The sequence below is a fragment of the Thalassobacterium sedimentorum genome (genome assembly GCF_031127905.1).
GTDB classification, from domain to species: Bacteria; Verrucomicrobiota; Verrucomicrobiia; order Opitutales; family Coraliomargaritaceae; genus Thalassobacterium; species Thalassobacterium sedimentorum.
Genome location: NZ_JARXIC010000010.1, coordinates 1 through 15,540, shown reverse-complemented (window position 1 = coordinate 15,540; position 15,540 = coordinate 1). Strand labels below are relative to the sequence as shown.

General features: G+C 55.8%; 13 protein-coding genes and 1 pseudogene. 4 read left to right on the top strand and 10 right to left on the bottom strand.

Going from position 1 to position 15,540, the window contains the following annotated elements; all coding sequences use genetic code 11:
* Positions 1-82: 82 nt before the first annotated feature.
* The 8 genes from QEH59_RS07645 to QEH59_RS07610 form a co-directional block, all read right to left on the bottom strand.
* Complete coding sequence (locus tag QEH59_RS07645; RefSeq protein WP_308984776.1) at positions 83-1,426, bottom strand: tetratricopeptide repeat protein; 1,344 nt, start codon at positions 1,424-1,426, stop codon at positions 83-85.
* Between the two features lie 68 nt (positions 1,427-1,494).
* On the bottom strand, positions 1,495-2,151 hold the full coding sequence (locus QEH59_RS07640; RefSeq protein WP_308984775.1) for an energy transducer TonB: 657 nt from the start codon (positions 2,149-2,151) through the stop codon (positions 1,495-1,497).
* A gap of 35 nt (positions 2,152-2,186) precedes the next feature.
* A complete protein-coding gene (locus QEH59_RS07635; protein ID WP_308984774.1) occupies positions 2,187-2,585 on the bottom strand; it encodes an ExbD/TolR family protein in 399 nt (132 codons plus the stop codon).
* A gap of 40 nt (positions 2,586-2,625) precedes the next feature.
* A complete protein-coding gene (locus tag QEH59_RS07630) occupies positions 2,626-3,210 on the bottom strand; it encodes a MotA/TolQ/ExbB proton channel family protein (protein ID WP_308984773.1) in 585 nt (194 codons plus the stop codon).
* 24 nt (positions 3,211-3,234) lie between these two features.
* Entirely contained in the window at positions 3,235-4,638 is a 1,404-nt protein-coding gene (locus QEH59_RS07625; RefSeq protein WP_308984772.1) for a MotA/TolQ/ExbB proton channel family protein, read from the bottom strand.
* A gap of 20 nt (positions 4,639-4,658) precedes the next feature.
* Positions 4,659-5,420, bottom strand: a complete 762-nt coding sequence (locus QEH59_RS07620) for a DUF3450 family protein (protein WP_308984771.1) — start codon at positions 5,418-5,420, stop codon at positions 4,659-4,661.
* A 153-nt stretch (positions 5,421-5,573) separates the two neighbouring features.
* Positions 5,574-6,131: a TlpA family protein disulfide reductase gene (locus QEH59_RS07615; protein ID WP_308984770.1), complete on the bottom strand. Its 558-nt coding sequence runs from the start codon at positions 6,129-6,131 to the stop codon at positions 5,574-5,576.
* 385 nt (positions 6,132-6,516) lie between these two features.
* Positions 6,517-8,751 (bottom strand): TonB-dependent receptor plug domain-containing protein, encoded by a 2,235-nt coding sequence (locus QEH59_RS07610; RefSeq protein ID WP_308984769.1) that lies wholly within the window; start codon positions 8,749-8,751, stop codon positions 6,517-6,519.
* A 255-nt stretch (positions 8,752-9,006) separates the two neighbouring features.
* Here QEH59_RS07610 and QEH59_RS07605 point away from each other — a divergent pair, with 255 nt between their 5' ends.
* The gene (locus tag QEH59_RS07605) at positions 9,007-10,191 is read left to right on the top strand and encodes a hypothetical protein (RefSeq protein WP_308984768.1); all 1,185 of its coding nucleotides are present in this window, start codon (positions 9,007-9,009) and stop codon (positions 10,189-10,191) included.
* A 77-nt stretch (positions 10,192-10,268) separates the two neighbouring features.
* Positions 10,269-10,511: pseudogene (locus QEH59_RS18980) on the top strand (type II toxin-antitoxin system PemK/MazF family toxin); the annotation flags it as partial.
* 7 nt (positions 10,512-10,518) lie between these two features.
* Here QEH59_RS18980 and QEH59_RS07600 read toward each other — a convergent pair.
* Complete coding sequence (locus QEH59_RS07600; protein ID WP_308984767.1) at positions 10,519-11,757, bottom strand: DNA polymerase Y family protein; 1,239 nt, start codon at positions 11,755-11,757, stop codon at positions 10,519-10,521.
* A 170-nt stretch (positions 11,758-11,927) separates the two neighbouring features.
* Between QEH59_RS07600 and nrdD the strand changes: the two genes are divergently transcribed.
* Together nrdD and nrdG are read left to right on the top strand one after the other, a co-directional pair.
* On the top strand, positions 11,928-14,105 hold the full coding sequence (gene nrdD / locus QEH59_RS07595) for an anaerobic ribonucleoside-triphosphate reductase (protein ID WP_308984766.1): 2,178 nt from the start codon (positions 11,928-11,930) through the stop codon (positions 14,103-14,105).
* Between the two features lie 11 nt (positions 14,106-14,116).
* Positions 14,117-14,587 (top strand): anaerobic ribonucleoside-triphosphate reductase-activating protein, encoded by a 471-nt coding sequence (gene nrdG / locus QEH59_RS07590; protein WP_308984765.1) that lies wholly within the window; start codon positions 14,117-14,119, stop codon positions 14,585-14,587.
* Positions 14,588-14,692: 105 nt separating this feature from the next.
* On the opposite strand, the gene QEH59_RS07585 is transcribed toward nrdG, so the two are convergent.
* On the bottom strand, positions 14,693-15,540 hold an 848-nt coding region (locus tag QEH59_RS07585), incomplete at its 5' end, for an integron integrase (RefSeq protein WP_308984764.1).

Below are 15,540 nucleotides of genomic sequence, written 5' to 3'. Positions count from 1 at the left end.
ACGTGGTGGTGACGCCTGTGTCAATGTGACGTTGCAGTTGCGTAAACGGGTGTCATTTTAGCGGGCAGCCGTCTGGCTCAGGCTACGAGCGAGCGGCTTTCTCGACACGTTGAGCGTAGTCTTCCAGATTGCTGTCAGGCTTGATCTGTAGTGCGCGGCGTAGGAGCGGGAGGGCTTCTTTGTAGTCGCCGTTACGGACACGAGCTTGCGCGTGGGCGATCAAGGCTTCGCGTTCAAAGGCTTCGATTTTCTCGGCTTGTTGGAAGCGGTTGATGGCCTTGGCCATTTCATTTTGGTCTGCGTAGAAATTAGCGAGTTCGATCAGGGCATCACCATTGAGTGCATCGCGTTCGACGATCTGGTTGAGTAGCTCGACTGCGGCTTCGTCGTTACCTTCGGCACGTGCGATCTTTGCTTCGAGTGTGAGCAGTGTGAGATCGTCTGCTTCGGGAAGTTCGAGTTGCTCACGAATGCGCAAAATGATTGTTTTAGACTGCTCGTAATTACCACTGCGTGTGAGTAGATCGGCTGCGCGGAGTAATGCTTTGCTCTCGTGATCGCTGGCGACTTTGGTTGCGGCGAGATAAGCTTCTAGCGCGAGGTCGGGTGAATTGTTATTCATGTAGATGTCGCCAAGCAGTGTCAGTGTGCTCAGGTCAGCGGCTCCCATACGACGCACGACTTCGAGGTTTTTGGCGGCGGCGAGTGATTCACCTTTGCCGAGGTAGGCATTGCCTTGTAGCATCCAGTAATCCGCATTATTGGGCTCGTCGAGTAGGAGAGTATCGAACAAGGCGATCGCGTCGGCGTAGCGTGCTGTTTCGAGCAGGCAACGAGCCAGGCCGACCTTCCAGTCAGTCACCTCCGGTTGCATGAGGATGGCCTGACGGTAGGCAGCCTCAGCTGGGTAGTAGCGCTCCTGTGTGAGGTATCCGTATCCAAGTAGGCCATACGAGCGGCCATCAACTTCGCCTAGTTCCATCGCTTTAGAGATGGTTTTGATGGCTTTGTCGAAGTTGCCTTGCTGCACTTGCACCAGTCCGAGATTCTTGTAAGCGCGACGGAAGTCCGGGTGTTTGACCACTGCGTTACCGTAGTATTGTTCAGCCTTGGAGAGATTGCCATCTTGGAAGTAAAGGTTGCCCAGGATGAAGTCGAAGGCAGCACTACTGCTTTGAGTGATCTGTGGTTCCAAGGCTTGAATGGCTGCTTTGGGGCTCGCTTTGATGAGGTCGATCAGATTCCGCAGAGCTTCTTTTTCTTCGTCGGAGATTTGCGGTTCAGCACCAGCCAGAAAACCATAGCTGCCAAGGAATTCGTTGACGAAGGTCGTGTCACTCCAGAGGTGAGTGTTGATATTGGACTGGGCTGTGAGCGAGCCTGCGGTGATGCCGGCTGCGAAGAGGAGTGCGGTGATCTTTTTCATTTTGAAATTATTATATAATACGACGGTTGGAGCAGATTTCTTCTTTATTAAATCTTATTTCCTATTTGTTAACGATAAGGGATGGCGGCACGCATACGAACTTTGACAGCGCGACCTGATTTCTGAGCGGGTTCGAAGCGGGCGCGTTCCAGCACTTCTTCAGTTGCTTTGGAAAGACTCCTGTCGGGGGAGTCGACGATATTGATTTGTTCGACGCGTCCGTTCTCGTTGACGATGTATTCGACTTTAACTACCCCAGTGATGCCCTTGCGCTTCGCTGCTGAAGGATAGCTGAACTCAATTTTGGTGCGTGGTTGTGGAGGTGAGTCGACATCGCCGAGCTCGAAAATCTCAAGTCCACCGAGGTCACTGCTATTAACGTCAAATGTTGGTAGTGCAAAGTCGCCCGCCATGGAGCCGCCGGTGCCCGGGTTGAGCGCCATATCGAGTTGTTCTAGCGAGATGGGGGGCGGAGGCGTATTGAGTTCCGGTGGAGGCTCCTCTTCTTCGGGGGGAGGGGGCTCGGGTGGATCTTCTGGCGGCGGCGGGGGCGGCGGCGGTGCCATATCGATTGTTTCGATTTGCTCAGGACTCTTCTCAAATTTGTTAAAAATTTGAGTCAGAGGGATGGCTAAAAAGAGTATGGCGCTCACGCCGATGCCGAGCGCGGTACCGAAGGCCCGGGTGCTGCCTCTATATTTGGGCGCGTTGTATAGCTTGGACATCTATTTTTTGTGGCTTAGAGCAGAAAGGCCATGCCTTAACGCTTCGTTGAAAAGTTAATTGATTTAGCACCGGCAAGTTTGGCTTCACCGTAAACGCGGGCGAAGATGCCGTGACTGGCGCCTTCGTCGGCTTGAATGATGACGGGGAGGTCTTCTTTGAGCACCAGGCGTTTGACTTGTGGAGCCACGCCGGCGACGCCGATATCGCGACCGCCGTAGATGACTTTGTTGTCTTTTGTGATGGCGATCAAGATGCTGTTCTTTTCGAGTTGAACAGCAGCGGCGGCTTCGGGCTTGTTGACCTCGACGCCTGTTTCTTCGACGAACACTGTGGTCACGATGAAGAAAATCAAGAGAATGAAGACCATGTCGATCATGGGAGAGAGGTTAATCTCTACATCATCGCGGTCGTCGGCTGTTAGGTTTCTGCGCATTGCGGTTTGAAAGTTAAGTGTGTGGAGCGTTGAATGTGAATTAATCGAGCTGCAGCTTGGTGAGACTGAGTGACTCGATGCGTGCCAGGGCGGCTTCGATGGCGTGCTTACGATTGCGAATCAGGAGCACCAGGAAGATGCCGGGCAGTGCGATCACGAGTCCTGTTTGAGTGGTGATGAGTGCCTCTGAGATGCCCGATGCGACTACATCGACGGTGTCACCGCCGCCTTGACGAGCGATGCCGGAGAAGGTGGCTAACATGCCGATGACGGTGCCGAGCAGCCCCATTAAAGGTGCAGCGGCCACGAGTGTATTCAAAAAGATGAGACGGCGGTCGACATTGTGCAGGATGGATTGACGTACTTCTTCGAAGCGCGTGCGCACGTGTTTAGAGGTGCGTACGTTTTCTTGTGTGTAGCGAATGATTTCGCCCGCGCGCCCTTTGGCTTCGCTTGGGTTGTAGACCCAGGCGAGCCATTGGGAATCGTTGCCTAGCTGAATGTTGCCTTTACTCAGGAAGAGTATGAGCTCGAAGCCGTTCATGTAAATCAATACAGCGAGCAAGCCGAGCGGGTACATGACCCACCCGCCACTATCTAGGATGCTGATGATTTGTTCGAACATAGCAGTAAGTGTTGAGTATGAATTCTAATCGCTGTTACGCGCACCGATGACACCGTTGATGAATCCAACCGCGATCTGTTCCAGGTCGCCGATCTTTTGTTTCGCCATGCGAGCCAGGAGGCCGTGGATGATCAATGCAGGAATTGCAACGACCAAGCCAAGCTCTGTGGTCACGAGTGCTTGTGAGATACCGGAAGCCAAGTTGCTGGCGTCACCTGTGCCGAAGACGGTGATCAGCTTGAAAGTGTTGATCATCCCCGTGACTGTTCCCAGGAGACCTAAGAGCGGTGCTGCGGCTGCGGTCAAAGCCATGAAGGGGAGAAAGCGCTCCAGTTTCGGGCGCGCGGCGAGGATTTTTTCGTAGAGGATTTCTTCCAGTGTGCCACGTTTCTCGTCAGCGTTTTCAACGCCTTTGCGTAGGATGGCACCCCCGACACCGCCGATGCTTTCGGCCGCGCTGTAAGCTGCTTTTAGGTCCTTCGCTTCGATTTGTTTAATGACGGATTGCACCTGCTCGGAGCTCGGAGTTTTGAAGGAAGTGACTTCGATCACTTTAAGGGCTGCGAGCAGCATGCAGAAGGCACCGAGGCCAAGGATGACGTATCCGACCACGCCGCCTTGAGCGATATGCTCCATCATGGAATCTTTACTTTCTTCAATCTTAAGTGCCTTGCCGAGGGTCGGATCGATCGGTATCGCGCCTTGTCCGTTTTCGATGAAGCTGCGGATGCCCGCGGAGTATTGTTCACCCAGCACGGCGATGGCAGCTTCGGCGGCGTTGAGCTTCGTGAAGGTGATGCCAGATAGATCAGATTGCTTGGATGTGAAGTAAACAGTGGGGCCGAATGCGCCGTAGGTGCCTTCTTCAATTGCACCTGTGGGAGCGAGTGCCTTGCCTTCGAAGGTATAACCGCCAGTTAGTTTTTCAAGACGGTCCAGCGCGACGCCGATAACGTCGATCTGTTTGTTGAAGCGATCTGCTTGACTGAGGTTGGGATCGTCGATCGCGAGCTTAGCTTCTTCGGCTGCGGCTGCGTAGAGTTGCACTTCACTGTAGTCGATGCGTGTTTCAAAGGAGCGCACAAATTCGTCAAGCAGGCCAGCTGCGTATTCGTTCTGTGCCTTGATCGCGTCCACTTGTTCGCGCAGACGATTGAGTCCGAGGTCGCTGTTGTCACGTAGACGACGTAGGTGGTTGAGCTCGTCAGATTTCTGGCTTACCTGATCTTCCAGCGAAGAGACTTCGCGGATCAGTGGGATCTTGTCGGCGGCGATCTCACCGCGTGTCTCGGCGAGTTCGGTGAGGGCAGCTTTAAGGTCGCTGTCAGCTTGGTTACTGGCGTCATTAAAGGACTGCGCATGTGCGAGGCCGAATGGAAGTGCCAGCAAGGAAATTGCGGCAAAGAGGGATTTAGCGGATGTTTGCATGGTCTGGCAAATTGAAAGCTTTAGTTGATGCGTGCGGGCACTTCGACGAATGAGATGTCTTCGGAACCTTCATAGACATCGATGAGGCGTTTGATTTCGGCGCCTTTTTCATTGTCTTGTGGCCATTCCCAGCCATCAGTTCCAGGGAAGCCGATACCGGCATATTCACCTGAGGCGTCGACGTAATAGGCCATCGCCAGGCCCCAGTAGAGTGTGCGCACTTCGACGATTCTTCCGTCGCCGATTTCGCGTGATTCACTGGTTTGTGTGATAGTTGTGTTGAACTTATCTGCCTGGCTCAGGATGCCTACGATGTTTTGCACACGTTCGCCCAGCGAGAGCTCTGTATTGGCCGAGTCTTCGGGGAGGCGGCGGATGAGCGGCTTGATCTTATCGGTCAGTGGCTGGGGGAATGTTTTGATGATCCGCTTGAGTTGAGTTTCCAGTCCGCCGATGTTGGCTTCGACGACGCCTGCAGCCTCGGTTAGCTCATCCTTTTGGGAGGCGAGCTGACTGCGATCCTCGTCGGCTGCGGTGGCAGAAGCTTCGAGCTCTTCAAGCGATTTATTTAAACGCTCTAGTTCATTATTTAGAAGGGTGATGGTATCACTGAGGATGGATTGCTCAACTTTCCAGTCGGCCTTCTCTTCGGAGATGATTTGGCGGGTTTCGACCCATTTATCCAAAGTATCGCGCGTTTCTGTAACCTTGTTTTGTGCGGATAGGCTAAATGGTGCGAGGGCGCAGCCCAATGCCAGGATTTGTAAAAGTGGTTTTTTCATAGATGAGCGAGATTCGATAGCAGAAAGCATTTTTAAAAGAAAGGGCTCTATCGTTAAGCTTGGGTGTCGGAATTGTGGCGGTTTTGTTACAGCCGGGTTATCTGCTGGTATTGAAAGAGATTTTCAGTAACATGTGAAGATTGATTATTGCTTTTAGGGAGCTGCGATTGTGTCCGTATTGTCTATGGCTAAAAACGTAAATGCTGCTTTAAAGACAGTGGGTGCATCACCGGGAGTGGTGATCGCTTGCCAGCCTTGCTCGGAAATGGCAAAGGCTTGAAATTGTGGCGTGCCGCCGGCGATGCTGTCGGGCCATGGAGCTTTGCCAATCCGCTCGGGTGCGATGGCGGGCCATGGATAGTTTGCCGCGCGTAGATAGTCGGCTCGGGCGTCGGCGCTGAAATCGACGGAGTAGGTGAGCACCTCTACCCGCGGCTCGGCTGTGATGATGTCGGGGTAGGCTTGGCTGAGCGCTTTGGCGGTTTGTTTACAGGGCGCGCACCAAGAGGCGGAATAAAAGAAAATCACGACCTCCACCTCAGGCCGCAGTTCGGACTGGAGCAAGCGGTAGCCCTGGGCTTGGACGATGCGGCGTCGGTCGCCTGGGTTGTCGAGCCTTGTCCCTACTGGAACGGCACTTAAACTCGTTATGAGGAGTAAGGCACCGCCCCAGAGGGAGCTTATGACACGAATGGCTGTAGCGATGGGCATGCGCTTTATACTAATTCGAAAAAAGTTTGGTCCTAATAGATATATCTTTTGTAACCTCGGTTCTCAGAACCGGGGCGATGTCAATCGCTCCCCGAAACAAAGTTTCGAGGCTACGCAAAGGCCAAGCTTATAGATCATATATTCTTAGAAGTGGTATTAGAGTCATCTTCAGAAAAAAGCTGATAAAAGCTCTGCGGGTGTCGCGGATCGGCGAAGCCGTTTCGATCGACGGATGTAGGGCTGCCGCAACTCGAAATCGCTTCAGTCTTCGCTAAAGCTACGCCCGGACACGTCGCCCTTCGACAAGCTCAGGCTTTTCAACGAGTCCGCTACATTTACACGAAAAATCATCCGTTAATATCTCAGTAAGCTTCTGGATATTGCGCTAGAAGTCGATGCGGGCGCCTAGGATGAAGGTGCGCGGTGTGCGCGGGCCGTAGACGTAGCCGGGATCACGCTCAAAGCCGGACTCTTGGTCGTCTTGATAGGCGTCGAGCACGTTGTTGATGCCGGCGCGTAGGGTGAGGTCGTAGCTCTCGAACTCGAATTTCTTGCTGATGCCGAGATCGACGACGAAGAACTGTGGGCTTTTTTCTACGCCAGGCTCTGTAACAGAGTCGAGGCGGTCGACATACATCTCGCCGGTCCACTTGAGCGCGAGGTAGGCGTCGAAGAGGTCGTCGTTGTCGTAGTTGAGCTGCACCAGTCCGGTCCAGTCGGGCGTTTTATTATAGTGGTCGGTGCCGCGGTCGGCGTCTTCCTCATCGTAGCGCGCTTGGCTAAAGGCGAGCCCGGCATTGGCTGACCAATTGTTGTTAAACTGGTAGGCGGCGTCGAGCTCGATGCCGAAGATGGTGGAGCCGTCGGTGTTGACGCGGTCGATCTTCTCGCGTCCGCCTTCGATGCGCAGTGTGCTCTCGTCGAGGTCGAAGGAGTCTTTCAGGATGGTGTAGTAAGCTTGCACCGAGGTCTTGAGTCGGCCCTGGAAGGCGGCGGGGCTGTAGTCGAGGCCGAGCGCGAAGGTGTAGGAGCGCTCTTCTTTGAGGTCGTCGGCATTTACGATGTCGCGCGGCGTGCCGCCGATGTTTTCGATGTGGATGTCTTCGTCAAAGATGCGAGGGGCGAGGAAGCCGCTGCTGAGATTGGAGCGCAGGGTGACCGTGTCGCTGGCGGTGTAGCGAGCGGCGATGCGTGGGGAGAATACCCAGTTGTCGAGTGTATTGGCCTTGTCGATACGGATGCCGGGCACAATTTCGAGTCGGTCGTTGATCTGCCACTCGTCTTGCAGGAAGAAGCCGAGGTTACTAAAGCTGTCGTCGTGCAGCATGGCGAGGAAGTCGCCTTCAGCGTTTAGCTGGTCGTCTTTGATCGCTTCGGTCTCATATTGAAAGCCGAATACGAAGCGGTGCTCGCCGGTTTCGCCGACTTGCCCGGCATCGTATTGAAACTTGGCGTCGAAGATGTAGGAGCGTGTGTCGGTCTGGCCAAAGCTATTGTAGGCGCCCCCGCCGGTGCCGTCGGTGGGATTGCCGAAGAAGGCTTCCGTTTCGGCATTGCCGCCGCCGTTGACGGTTTGGTTGTTGTAGTCGATGACGTCGCTGGCGGGATCGATGATTTCGCCGCCGGTACCGCCATAGTAGCTGTCGCGCTGGAAGTCGACCATGGCAGCGGAGATCGTCATGCTCCAGTCGTCGGCCAGTTGCTGATCCCAGGCCAGCGTGGCCCAGTGGTAATCGGTGTCGAGTGCTTCGGCGACTTGGGCAAATTCCTCCGGCTTGCCGAGGCTGTCGCCCCCACGGCGCTCTTCGCCGATGTATTGGTAGTTGCCACGCAGGCGGGTGCGATCGGTGGGCGTCCACCATAAGTTGGTGCCGATGACGCGATTTTCGCGTTCCACCATTTCGGTGAAGCCGTCGCCGTCGCGGTCATACTCGTTTTGGTCGGAGTAGAGGCCGTAGAGTGAGGCCTTGAAAGAGCCGTCTTCGTTGACGTAGTAGCTGGCAAACTGGCTCTGGTAGATCGGGCTTTCGCCGTCGGTGCTGCGAAAGGTGCTGTCGATGTGGGTGTGACTTTCGTAGGGCTCCTCCGGAATCAAGTTGACCACCCCCGCCACGGCGCCGGGGCCGTAGAGCGCGGAGCCGCCGCCTTTGACGATTTCCATGCGGTCGATGGCGATCGTCGGTACTTGGTCGATGCCATACACCGCGGCCACGCCGGTGAAGAGCGGCAAGCCGTCGACCAGGATCTGGTTGTAGTTGCCCGGCAGGCCGAGCAGTTGGATCTCGGCGGTGCCGCAGTTTTGGCAGTTCGCCTCGGTGCGGGCGCCATTGAGCAACTCCAGTGCCTGGCCCAGCTCTGTGACAGCGGCGGACTCAAAGATGTCGCTGCCGAGCACTTCCGTTTTGATTGGCACGTCGATGAGTAGCCGCTCCGTGCGGGTGCCGGTCGAGACGACGGTGAAGTCTTGAAGTTCGTAGACTTCGTTGTCGCCGTCTTGGAGGCTTTCTTGCCCGTAGCTTGTGAATGCTGCCGAAGAGGCGAGCATTAGGCTGGAGAGCTGCATCGCTCGGCTCGAAAAAGCTCGAGAATACAGGTTCGTTTGATTGGTATCTTTATTCATTTTGACGACTCAAAATGAATGGTTTGGCTATTGTCAATAACTTAGTTGGTTCAAAAATAGAGTTAGGTCAGGAGAATTTAGAGGATGTCAGTGCCGGCAACGGACCTGACTTAAGCCGTGCGCGTCGGTGTAATTAGAGTCTGGAATCTTAAGCCATTTGATTTTGTACCGTCGTGTTTATTTGGCAGAATTGTTGCCATAATCGGCTGGATTTTACGGCGAAATCCTGTGCAGACTGAGTCTTACTATTTTCTTATGTCTGATATATTCATGATTCTGGGCTTTGCCCTCGCTGCGTACGCGATCGTTGCAAATGACTCGATCCAAACTCTGGGGACATTTTTGTCTTCTAATAGCAAGCGCCCTTGGTGGACGCTATGGATCTGGATCTCCGGAATCATGGTGGTGACTGTGAGTTGGGGCTGGATAGTGAATGGTGGGGATCCTGCATTTGGGCGGCTTGCGGCTGCGGGCAAGAATATCGCCCACCCGGAGGCCTTTGGGGGAGCGATCACCTGGCTCTTTGTGATTCCGCCGCTTTGTTTGGTGATTCTGACGCGGATGGGGATCCCGGTGAGCACTTCGCTCTTGGTTCTGACTGGCTTTAAGGGGCTGGTCGCTGCGCAGCAGGGGAAGACGCCGAAGGATGCGGTCGACCTGTTTAACTCGATGATGCAGAAGTCCTTAGTGGGCTATGCGATTGCCTTTGCGTTGGGGCTGGCTCTGTATTGGTTGGTCATTTACCTGATGGAGCGCAAGGTAGCCGCGGAGCGAGATGGCGAGGGGCCGCACAATGAGCTACACCCGTTTTGGATGATCTTTCAATGGGGCTCGACTGGCTTTCTTTGGTCGATGTGGCTGATCCAGGATTTGGCCAATATCTTTGTTTATTTGCCGCGTGAGCTCTCGCTGGTAGGCTTGATTTTTGCGCTTGGCGGCATGGTGCTCTTGCAGGGCTATCTATTCCGTGAAAAAGGCGGCGCGATTCAGCGCGTGGTCACCACTAAGACCAATACCATCGATGTGCGCTCGGCGACTTTTATCGATCTACTCTACGGGATGGTGTTACTCTTCTTTAAGGTCGACTACATCCCTAAGCTCTTTGCTGCGATGGATATGGATGTGCCTTGGCCGGAGCAGATGCCGATGAGCACCACCTGGGTCTTCCTCGGTCTGTTGGCCGGTCGTGAGGTGGGGATCGCGCTACGCCTGAAGCTGCGTAAGAAGAAAAAGGTCTCGAACATGATCTTCCGTGATGCGGGTAAAGCCTTCCTCGGCTCTGCGGTGGCCGTGATGCTGGCACTCTTCCTGCCGACTTTTATCAAGCCGGTCGTGCAAGCGCGTATCGATGCGGAGGCGGTGACTGCAGAGCAAGTCGAACAGGTCAGTGCCCCCGCCACAGATCGCGCACTGCCTGAAGTGCTTGCGCCCAGCGAGTAGGCCTCGTTTTTAATACATTATAATCGAAAAGCGCTTCTCCTCGCGGAGAGGCGCTTTTTTTTGTTAACTTATATAATCGCACCCATGCTTCAGTCGTGGTGCTACCGATTACTTCACATTGTATCGACGCGCCATTATTTCGAATTTCTCTCAGCCCGGGTAAGGGCAACGGCCTGAAGTTACCTTCCCAAATTATGGTCGATAAGCTGAGCGCGCTCCGACGCGATCGCCTCGGGCAACGAATCGGGCATGTTAGTTCGGCGGTGCTTGCACGGGTCGAGAGTGCCTTAGTGGGCTTTTTAGATTTGCCCGCTAGCTGAAAGAGCATCACCCGCGTTCCAGTTCCAGGTCGGGGATGTGGTTAAACGAGATACGCATCGGGGCGGCTTCGCTGGACTTTTGCGCCTCCATGGCGTCGGCGTAGTAGAGGGTGCGGCCGCCGAAGTGTTTGTTTACTTTGTCCATGGCGTGTTGTAGCTGCATGCGGCGCGGATGGTTGTCTTCGGCGAAGAGCGAGGGCGTGTGCGCGCCCAGCGGCTCCAGTCGCGTAAGTGTCACGCTGACTTTGGTCGGCTCGGGCGCGTCGGCGGGATGTTGCGCCCAGAGTTCGTTCAGCAATTTGCCCAGCACCACACTGTCCTGCGTGGGGAAGCAGTGCGTTTCCGCGCCCCAGCGCAGGTCAAAGCCGAACTTCACGCCGAGCTCTAGCTGCCCGGTAAAGTAGTCCATCGCCCGCAATCGCAGGCAGGCCTTTTGCAGCATGCGGTGCAGCGTGGCATGGGCCCCGTGAAAGCTGCGCAGTTTCGGCGGTAACACGTGCGAATGCCCGATGCTGCTGCGCTGTGTCTCCACCGTGGGCACTTCCACACCGCGCAGCGCATACCACATGCGGTCGCCTTCGATCCCGCCCCAGATGCGGTGCAGCTTACGCCGACTGGCCGCGCACAGGGCCTGCATGTCCATAATGCGGGCGGTGTGCAGCCGCCGCTCGATGCGACGCCCGATGCCGGTGATGTCGCTCAAGTCGAAGCGATACAGTTTCTCGGGGAGCTCGTCGAAGTCCAAGGTGGTCAGCCCATCGGGCTTTTCCAGCTTGCTGGCCAGCTTGGCTAGAAAGCGGTTCGGGGCCAGTCCGATCGAGGCGCGGATGTGTGGGCCGATTTCTGCGGCGAGCGCGGTCTTGATCTCCATGGCTTTGCCCCGCGCCACTGCCAACGGCTGCCAATGTGGCGGTAGACGGCCATACATTTCGTCGATCGAGAGCACCGCGTCGACATAGATGATTTGGTGGATCAGCTCCTTTATCTGTTTGTGCATCTCAACGTAGTTGGAGTGTCCTGCCTCTACAAACACGATGTCCGGACACCGCGCACGCGCCTCGCGCACCCCCGTGCCGGTTTTTACGCCGAAGGCCTTGGCCTCGTAGCTGGCCGCGATGCAGCAGGTCGTCGCCACGTTGAGCGAAGGCACCACACCCACGGGCTTGCCGCGGAGCTCTGGCTGCAACTGTTGCTCCACCGAAGCAAAAAAACTGTCGAAATCGATGAATAAATAGCGGAGTCCCATTGCTGCAGCATATTATCGCCGGTAGTCGGGAGACAATTAAATAGTGAACATTTGTCCATTGTTTGCCTAGCATCATGACTGCTTTAAGAGGCTGTTTCGGCAACTTATAGTGTCGGTCATTTTACATATTGAACTTTAACGAACACTAGATATAGGGCATCTCTTGTGGCATGGCTACGACATCTAGTGCAATTCAGGCAACTTTATTTGAAACTCCGCAATCACTTCCTTATCCCCTTGTGCGTAAACGGGATGGCAGTTTTATCCCATTTTCACTCGAACGCATCGCTCAGGCCATTTACAAGGCGGGCCATGCGGCGGGTATCGACGACTTCGCCTATGCGGGCCAAGTGACTGCCTTGGTGACGGCTAAATTCCTGGGGCAAAAAGAGACTTGTGTGACGGAAATCCAGAGTTTGGTGGAGCACGAGCTGATGGCGGGGCCGCACAAGGAAATTGCGCGCGCTTACATCGAGTATCGCCACGACCGCGACGTGGCTCGCGAGCGTGTCAGCAAGCTGAACCAGGAGATTCACGGCCTGGTCGAGCAGAGCAATGCGGAACTGCTCAACGAAAACGCGAATAAAGATGCGCGGGTGATTCCGACCCAGCGCGATTTGTTGGCCGGCATTGTGGCCAAGCACTACGCCAAGCAATACCTGCTGCCCAAGGATGTCGTTGCTGCCCACGAATCAGGCGATCTCCACTATCACGATCTGGATTACGCGCCCTTCTTCCCGATGTTTAACTGCATGCTGGTCGACATGGAAGAGATGCTCACACGTGGTTTCAAAATGGGCAACGCGGAGATCGAGCCGCCGCGCTCGATCGCGACCGCCACCGCGGTCACGGCGCAGATCATTGCCCAAGTCGCCAGCCACATCTATGGCGGCACCACCATCAACCGCATCGACGAGGTGCTGGCGCCCTATGTCACGATCAGCTATGGCAAACACCTCGAAACCGCCAAGCAATGGCAGGTCGCCGACCCCGAGGCCTACGCTCAAGCGCTCACGGAGAAGGAGTGCTACGATGCCTTTCAATCGCTGGAGTACGAGGTCAACACCTTGCACACTTCCAATGGGCAGACGCCATTCGTCACCCTCGGCTTCGGCCTTGGTGAGAGCTGGGAGGCGCGCCTGATCCAGCAGTCTATCCTGCGTAATCGTATCCGAGGGCTGGGCAAACAGGGCAAGACACCTGTCTTTCCCAAGTTGGTCTTTGGCGTCAAAGCGGGGCTCAACCGCAAGCCCGGCGATCCGAATTACGATATCAAGCAACTGGCCCTCGAGTGCGCGTCCAAGCGCATGTATCCCGACATTCTAAACTACGATCAGACGGTCAAAGTGACAGGCTCCTTCAAATACCCGATGGGCTGCCGCAGTTTTCTGGGGGCCTATGAGTCGGAGGGCAAAGAAGTCCACGAAGGCCGTAATAATCTCGGGGTGGTCAGCCTCAACTTGCCCCGCATCGCGCTGGAAGCGCAGGGGGATGAGGCACGTTTCTTTGATATCCTAGAGCAACGCCTGCAGCTCGCCCGCAAAGCGCTCGATACGCGTATCGCCCGCCTGCAGAATGTGCCTGCCCGCGTGGCGCCGATCCTCTATATGGAGGGCGCGTGCGGCGTGCGGCTCAAGCCCGAGCAGCCGGTTTCGGAGCTCTTTAAAAATGGCCGCGCCTCCATTAGCCTCGGCTATATCGGCCTGCACGAGTGCATCAACGCGCTCTATGGCAGCGACACCCACGTCTTCGACAGCGAGGCGCTGCGCGGCAAATCGCTGGCCATCGTCAAAGCCCTGCGTGCCGCCGTCGACCGCTGGAAGGCGGAGACTGGCTACGGCTTTAGCCTCTACAGCACTCCGAGTGAAAACCTCTGCGACCGCTTCTGCCGCCTGGACCTCAAGAAGTTTGGCCAAATCGCTGGCGTCAACGACAAGGGCTATTACACCAACAGCTTCCACCTCGATGTAGAGAAACAGGTCAACCCCTACGACAAGCTCGACTTCGAGTATGCCTATCCGCCCGTCGCCAACGGGGGCTTCATCTGCTACGGCGAATACCCCAACATGCAGCACAACCTCGAAGCGCTCGAAGCGATATGGGACTACAGCTACGATCGCGTGCCTTACTACGGCACCAATACGCCTATCGATGAATGCTACGACTGCGGCTTTACCGGCGAGTTCAAATGCACGGCCAAAGGCTTTACCTGCCCCAGTTGCGGCAATAACGATCCAGCACGCGTTTCCGTAACTCGCCGCGTCTGCGGCTACCTCGGCAATCCCGACGCTCGCCCCTTCAACGCCGGTAAGCAGGAGGAGGTGAAGCGCCGCACCAAGCACCTGTAGTGCATGCTCGCATGAACTATCATCGCTACATCGAGCTCGACGTCATCAACGGGCCCGGCAACCGCTGCACTCTGTTTGTTTCAGGCTGCGAGCATCGTTGCCCCGGCTGCTACAACGCGTCCACTTGGTCGCCCGAGTCCGGGCACCCAGTCACCGAGGCGCTGATCCAGCGCATCCTAGCCGACCTCAAAGACAGCCGCATCCCGCGCCATGGCCTCTCCCTGACCGGGGGCGACCCGCTCTTTCATGGCAATTGCGCCGACATACTGCAGCTGGTGCAGCGCGTCAAAGCCGAGTGCCCCGAAAAAAATATCTGGCTATGGACCGGTTATCTACTGGAAGACCTCACGCCCGCGCAAAAAGCCGTGCTCGACTACGTCGACGTCCTCATCGACGGCCCCTTCATCCAGTCACAAGCCGATCCCAGCCTCCGCTTCCGCGGCTCCGCCAATCAACGGATTCTAGAGCTTCAGCCCAGATGACGCGTTCGCATCGTTTGGGTTCAAGCTTCTGTTTTCTGACCTCTGAATTAAGCTTCAAGCATGCTCCAGTTTCTATACGAAATCCAAATCTAACGATGTGCACGCTCACAAAGCATCCGCCGGGCTATTCGGCCGCTTCGAGCCCTCGACATGCAAGTAGATCCGCGTCGTCTCGAGATTGGCATGCCCGAGCAGTTCTTGCACCTGACACACGTCCGTACCGTTGCGCATCAATAAGGTCGCAAAACTGTGCCGCAGCACATGCGAAGTCACCCGTTTCGCGATGCCCGCCTCCCGAGCCGCCACTGTAACGGCATACCCATAGGATTTTGCCACCACGTGGTGCCGACGAACCGTGCCCGCAGCACGCGGGTCTGCCGACAGTCCCGCAGCAGGCCAAAACCAAAACCATTCCCAGCGCTCACCCGCACGACGAAACTTACGCGCCAGTGCCTCCGGCAGCCAGACGCCCGCCACACGCTGCTGACGATCCGCCTCGTAGAGCGCACGCGCTCGATCCCGCTGCGCCTTTAGCAGCGGAATCAACGACTCCGGCAACAGTGTCACACGATCCTTATCCCCTTTTCCACCACGAACGATCAACTGCTGATTTTCGAAGTCCACATCCTTGACCCGCAGACGCACCAGCTCCGAAATACGTAAGCCCGCACCAAACTGTAAGCGAGCCATTAGCGCCTGCTCCGGCGCCATACACGCAAGCGTGCGCCGAATCTCTTCCACCGAAAGCACCACCGGTATCCGCTTCGACCCCGTCGCCTTTTTATAATCACTAAAATCACCCAACTCTTGCTTCAGCACATCTCGATAATAAAAAACCAACGCATTGAAACCCGAATGATGCAATAGGATGAGCAAGGTGCTCGGCAACTGAAGGCCGAAGGAGCGTATAAGCATACGTGACTGCTGGCCTGACAGGCAGCCATGTGCCTTGG

What these genes read in the sequence shown, in the direction of transcription:
- QEH59_RS07605 (WP_308984768.1), top strand. Translation starts at nt 9,007, where the DNA reads ATGTCTGATATATTCATGATTCTGGGCTTTGCCCTCGCTGCGTACGCG.
- QEH59_RS07640 (WP_308984775.1), bottom strand. Translation starts at nt 2,151, where the DNA reads ATGTCCAAGCTATACAACGCGCCCAAATATAGAGGCAGCACCCGGGCC.
- QEH59_RS07635 (WP_308984774.1), bottom strand. Translation starts at nt 2,585, where the DNA reads ATGCGCAGAAACCTAACAGCCGACGACCGCGATGATGTAGAGATTAAC.
- QEH59_RS07630 (WP_308984773.1), bottom strand. Translation starts at nt 3,210, where the DNA reads ATGTTCGAACAAATCATCAGCATCCTAGATAGTGGCGGGTGGGTCATG.
- nrdG (WP_308984765.1), top strand. Translation starts at nt 14,117, where the DNA reads ATGAACTATCATCGCTACATCGAGCTCGACGTCATCAACGGGCCCGGC.
- QEH59_RS07600 (WP_308984767.1), bottom strand. Translation starts at nt 11,757, where the DNA reads ATGGGACTCCGCTATTTATTCATCGATTTCGACAGTTTTTTTGCTTCG.
- nrdD (WP_308984766.1), top strand. Translation starts at nt 11,928, where the DNA reads ATGGCTACGACATCTAGTGCAATTCAGGCAACTTTATTTGAAACTCCG.
- QEH59_RS07645 (WP_308984776.1), bottom strand. Translation starts at nt 1,426, where the DNA reads ATGAAAAAGATCACCGCACTCCTCTTCGCAGCCGGCATCACCGCAGGC.
- QEH59_RS07610 (WP_308984769.1), bottom strand. Translation starts at nt 8,751, where the DNA reads ATGAATAAAGATACCAATCAAACGAACCTGTATTCTCGAGCTTTTTCG.
- QEH59_RS07615 (WP_308984770.1), bottom strand. Translation starts at nt 6,131, where the DNA reads ATGCCCATCGCTACAGCCATTCGTGTCATAAGCTCCCTCTGGGGCGGT.
- QEH59_RS07625 (WP_308984772.1), bottom strand. Translation starts at nt 4,638, where the DNA reads ATGCAAACATCCGCTAAATCCCTCTTTGCCGCAATTTCCTTGCTGGCA.
- QEH59_RS07620 (WP_308984771.1), bottom strand. Translation starts at nt 5,420, where the DNA reads ATGAAAAAACCACTTTTACAAATCCTGGCATTGGGCTGCGCCCTCGCA.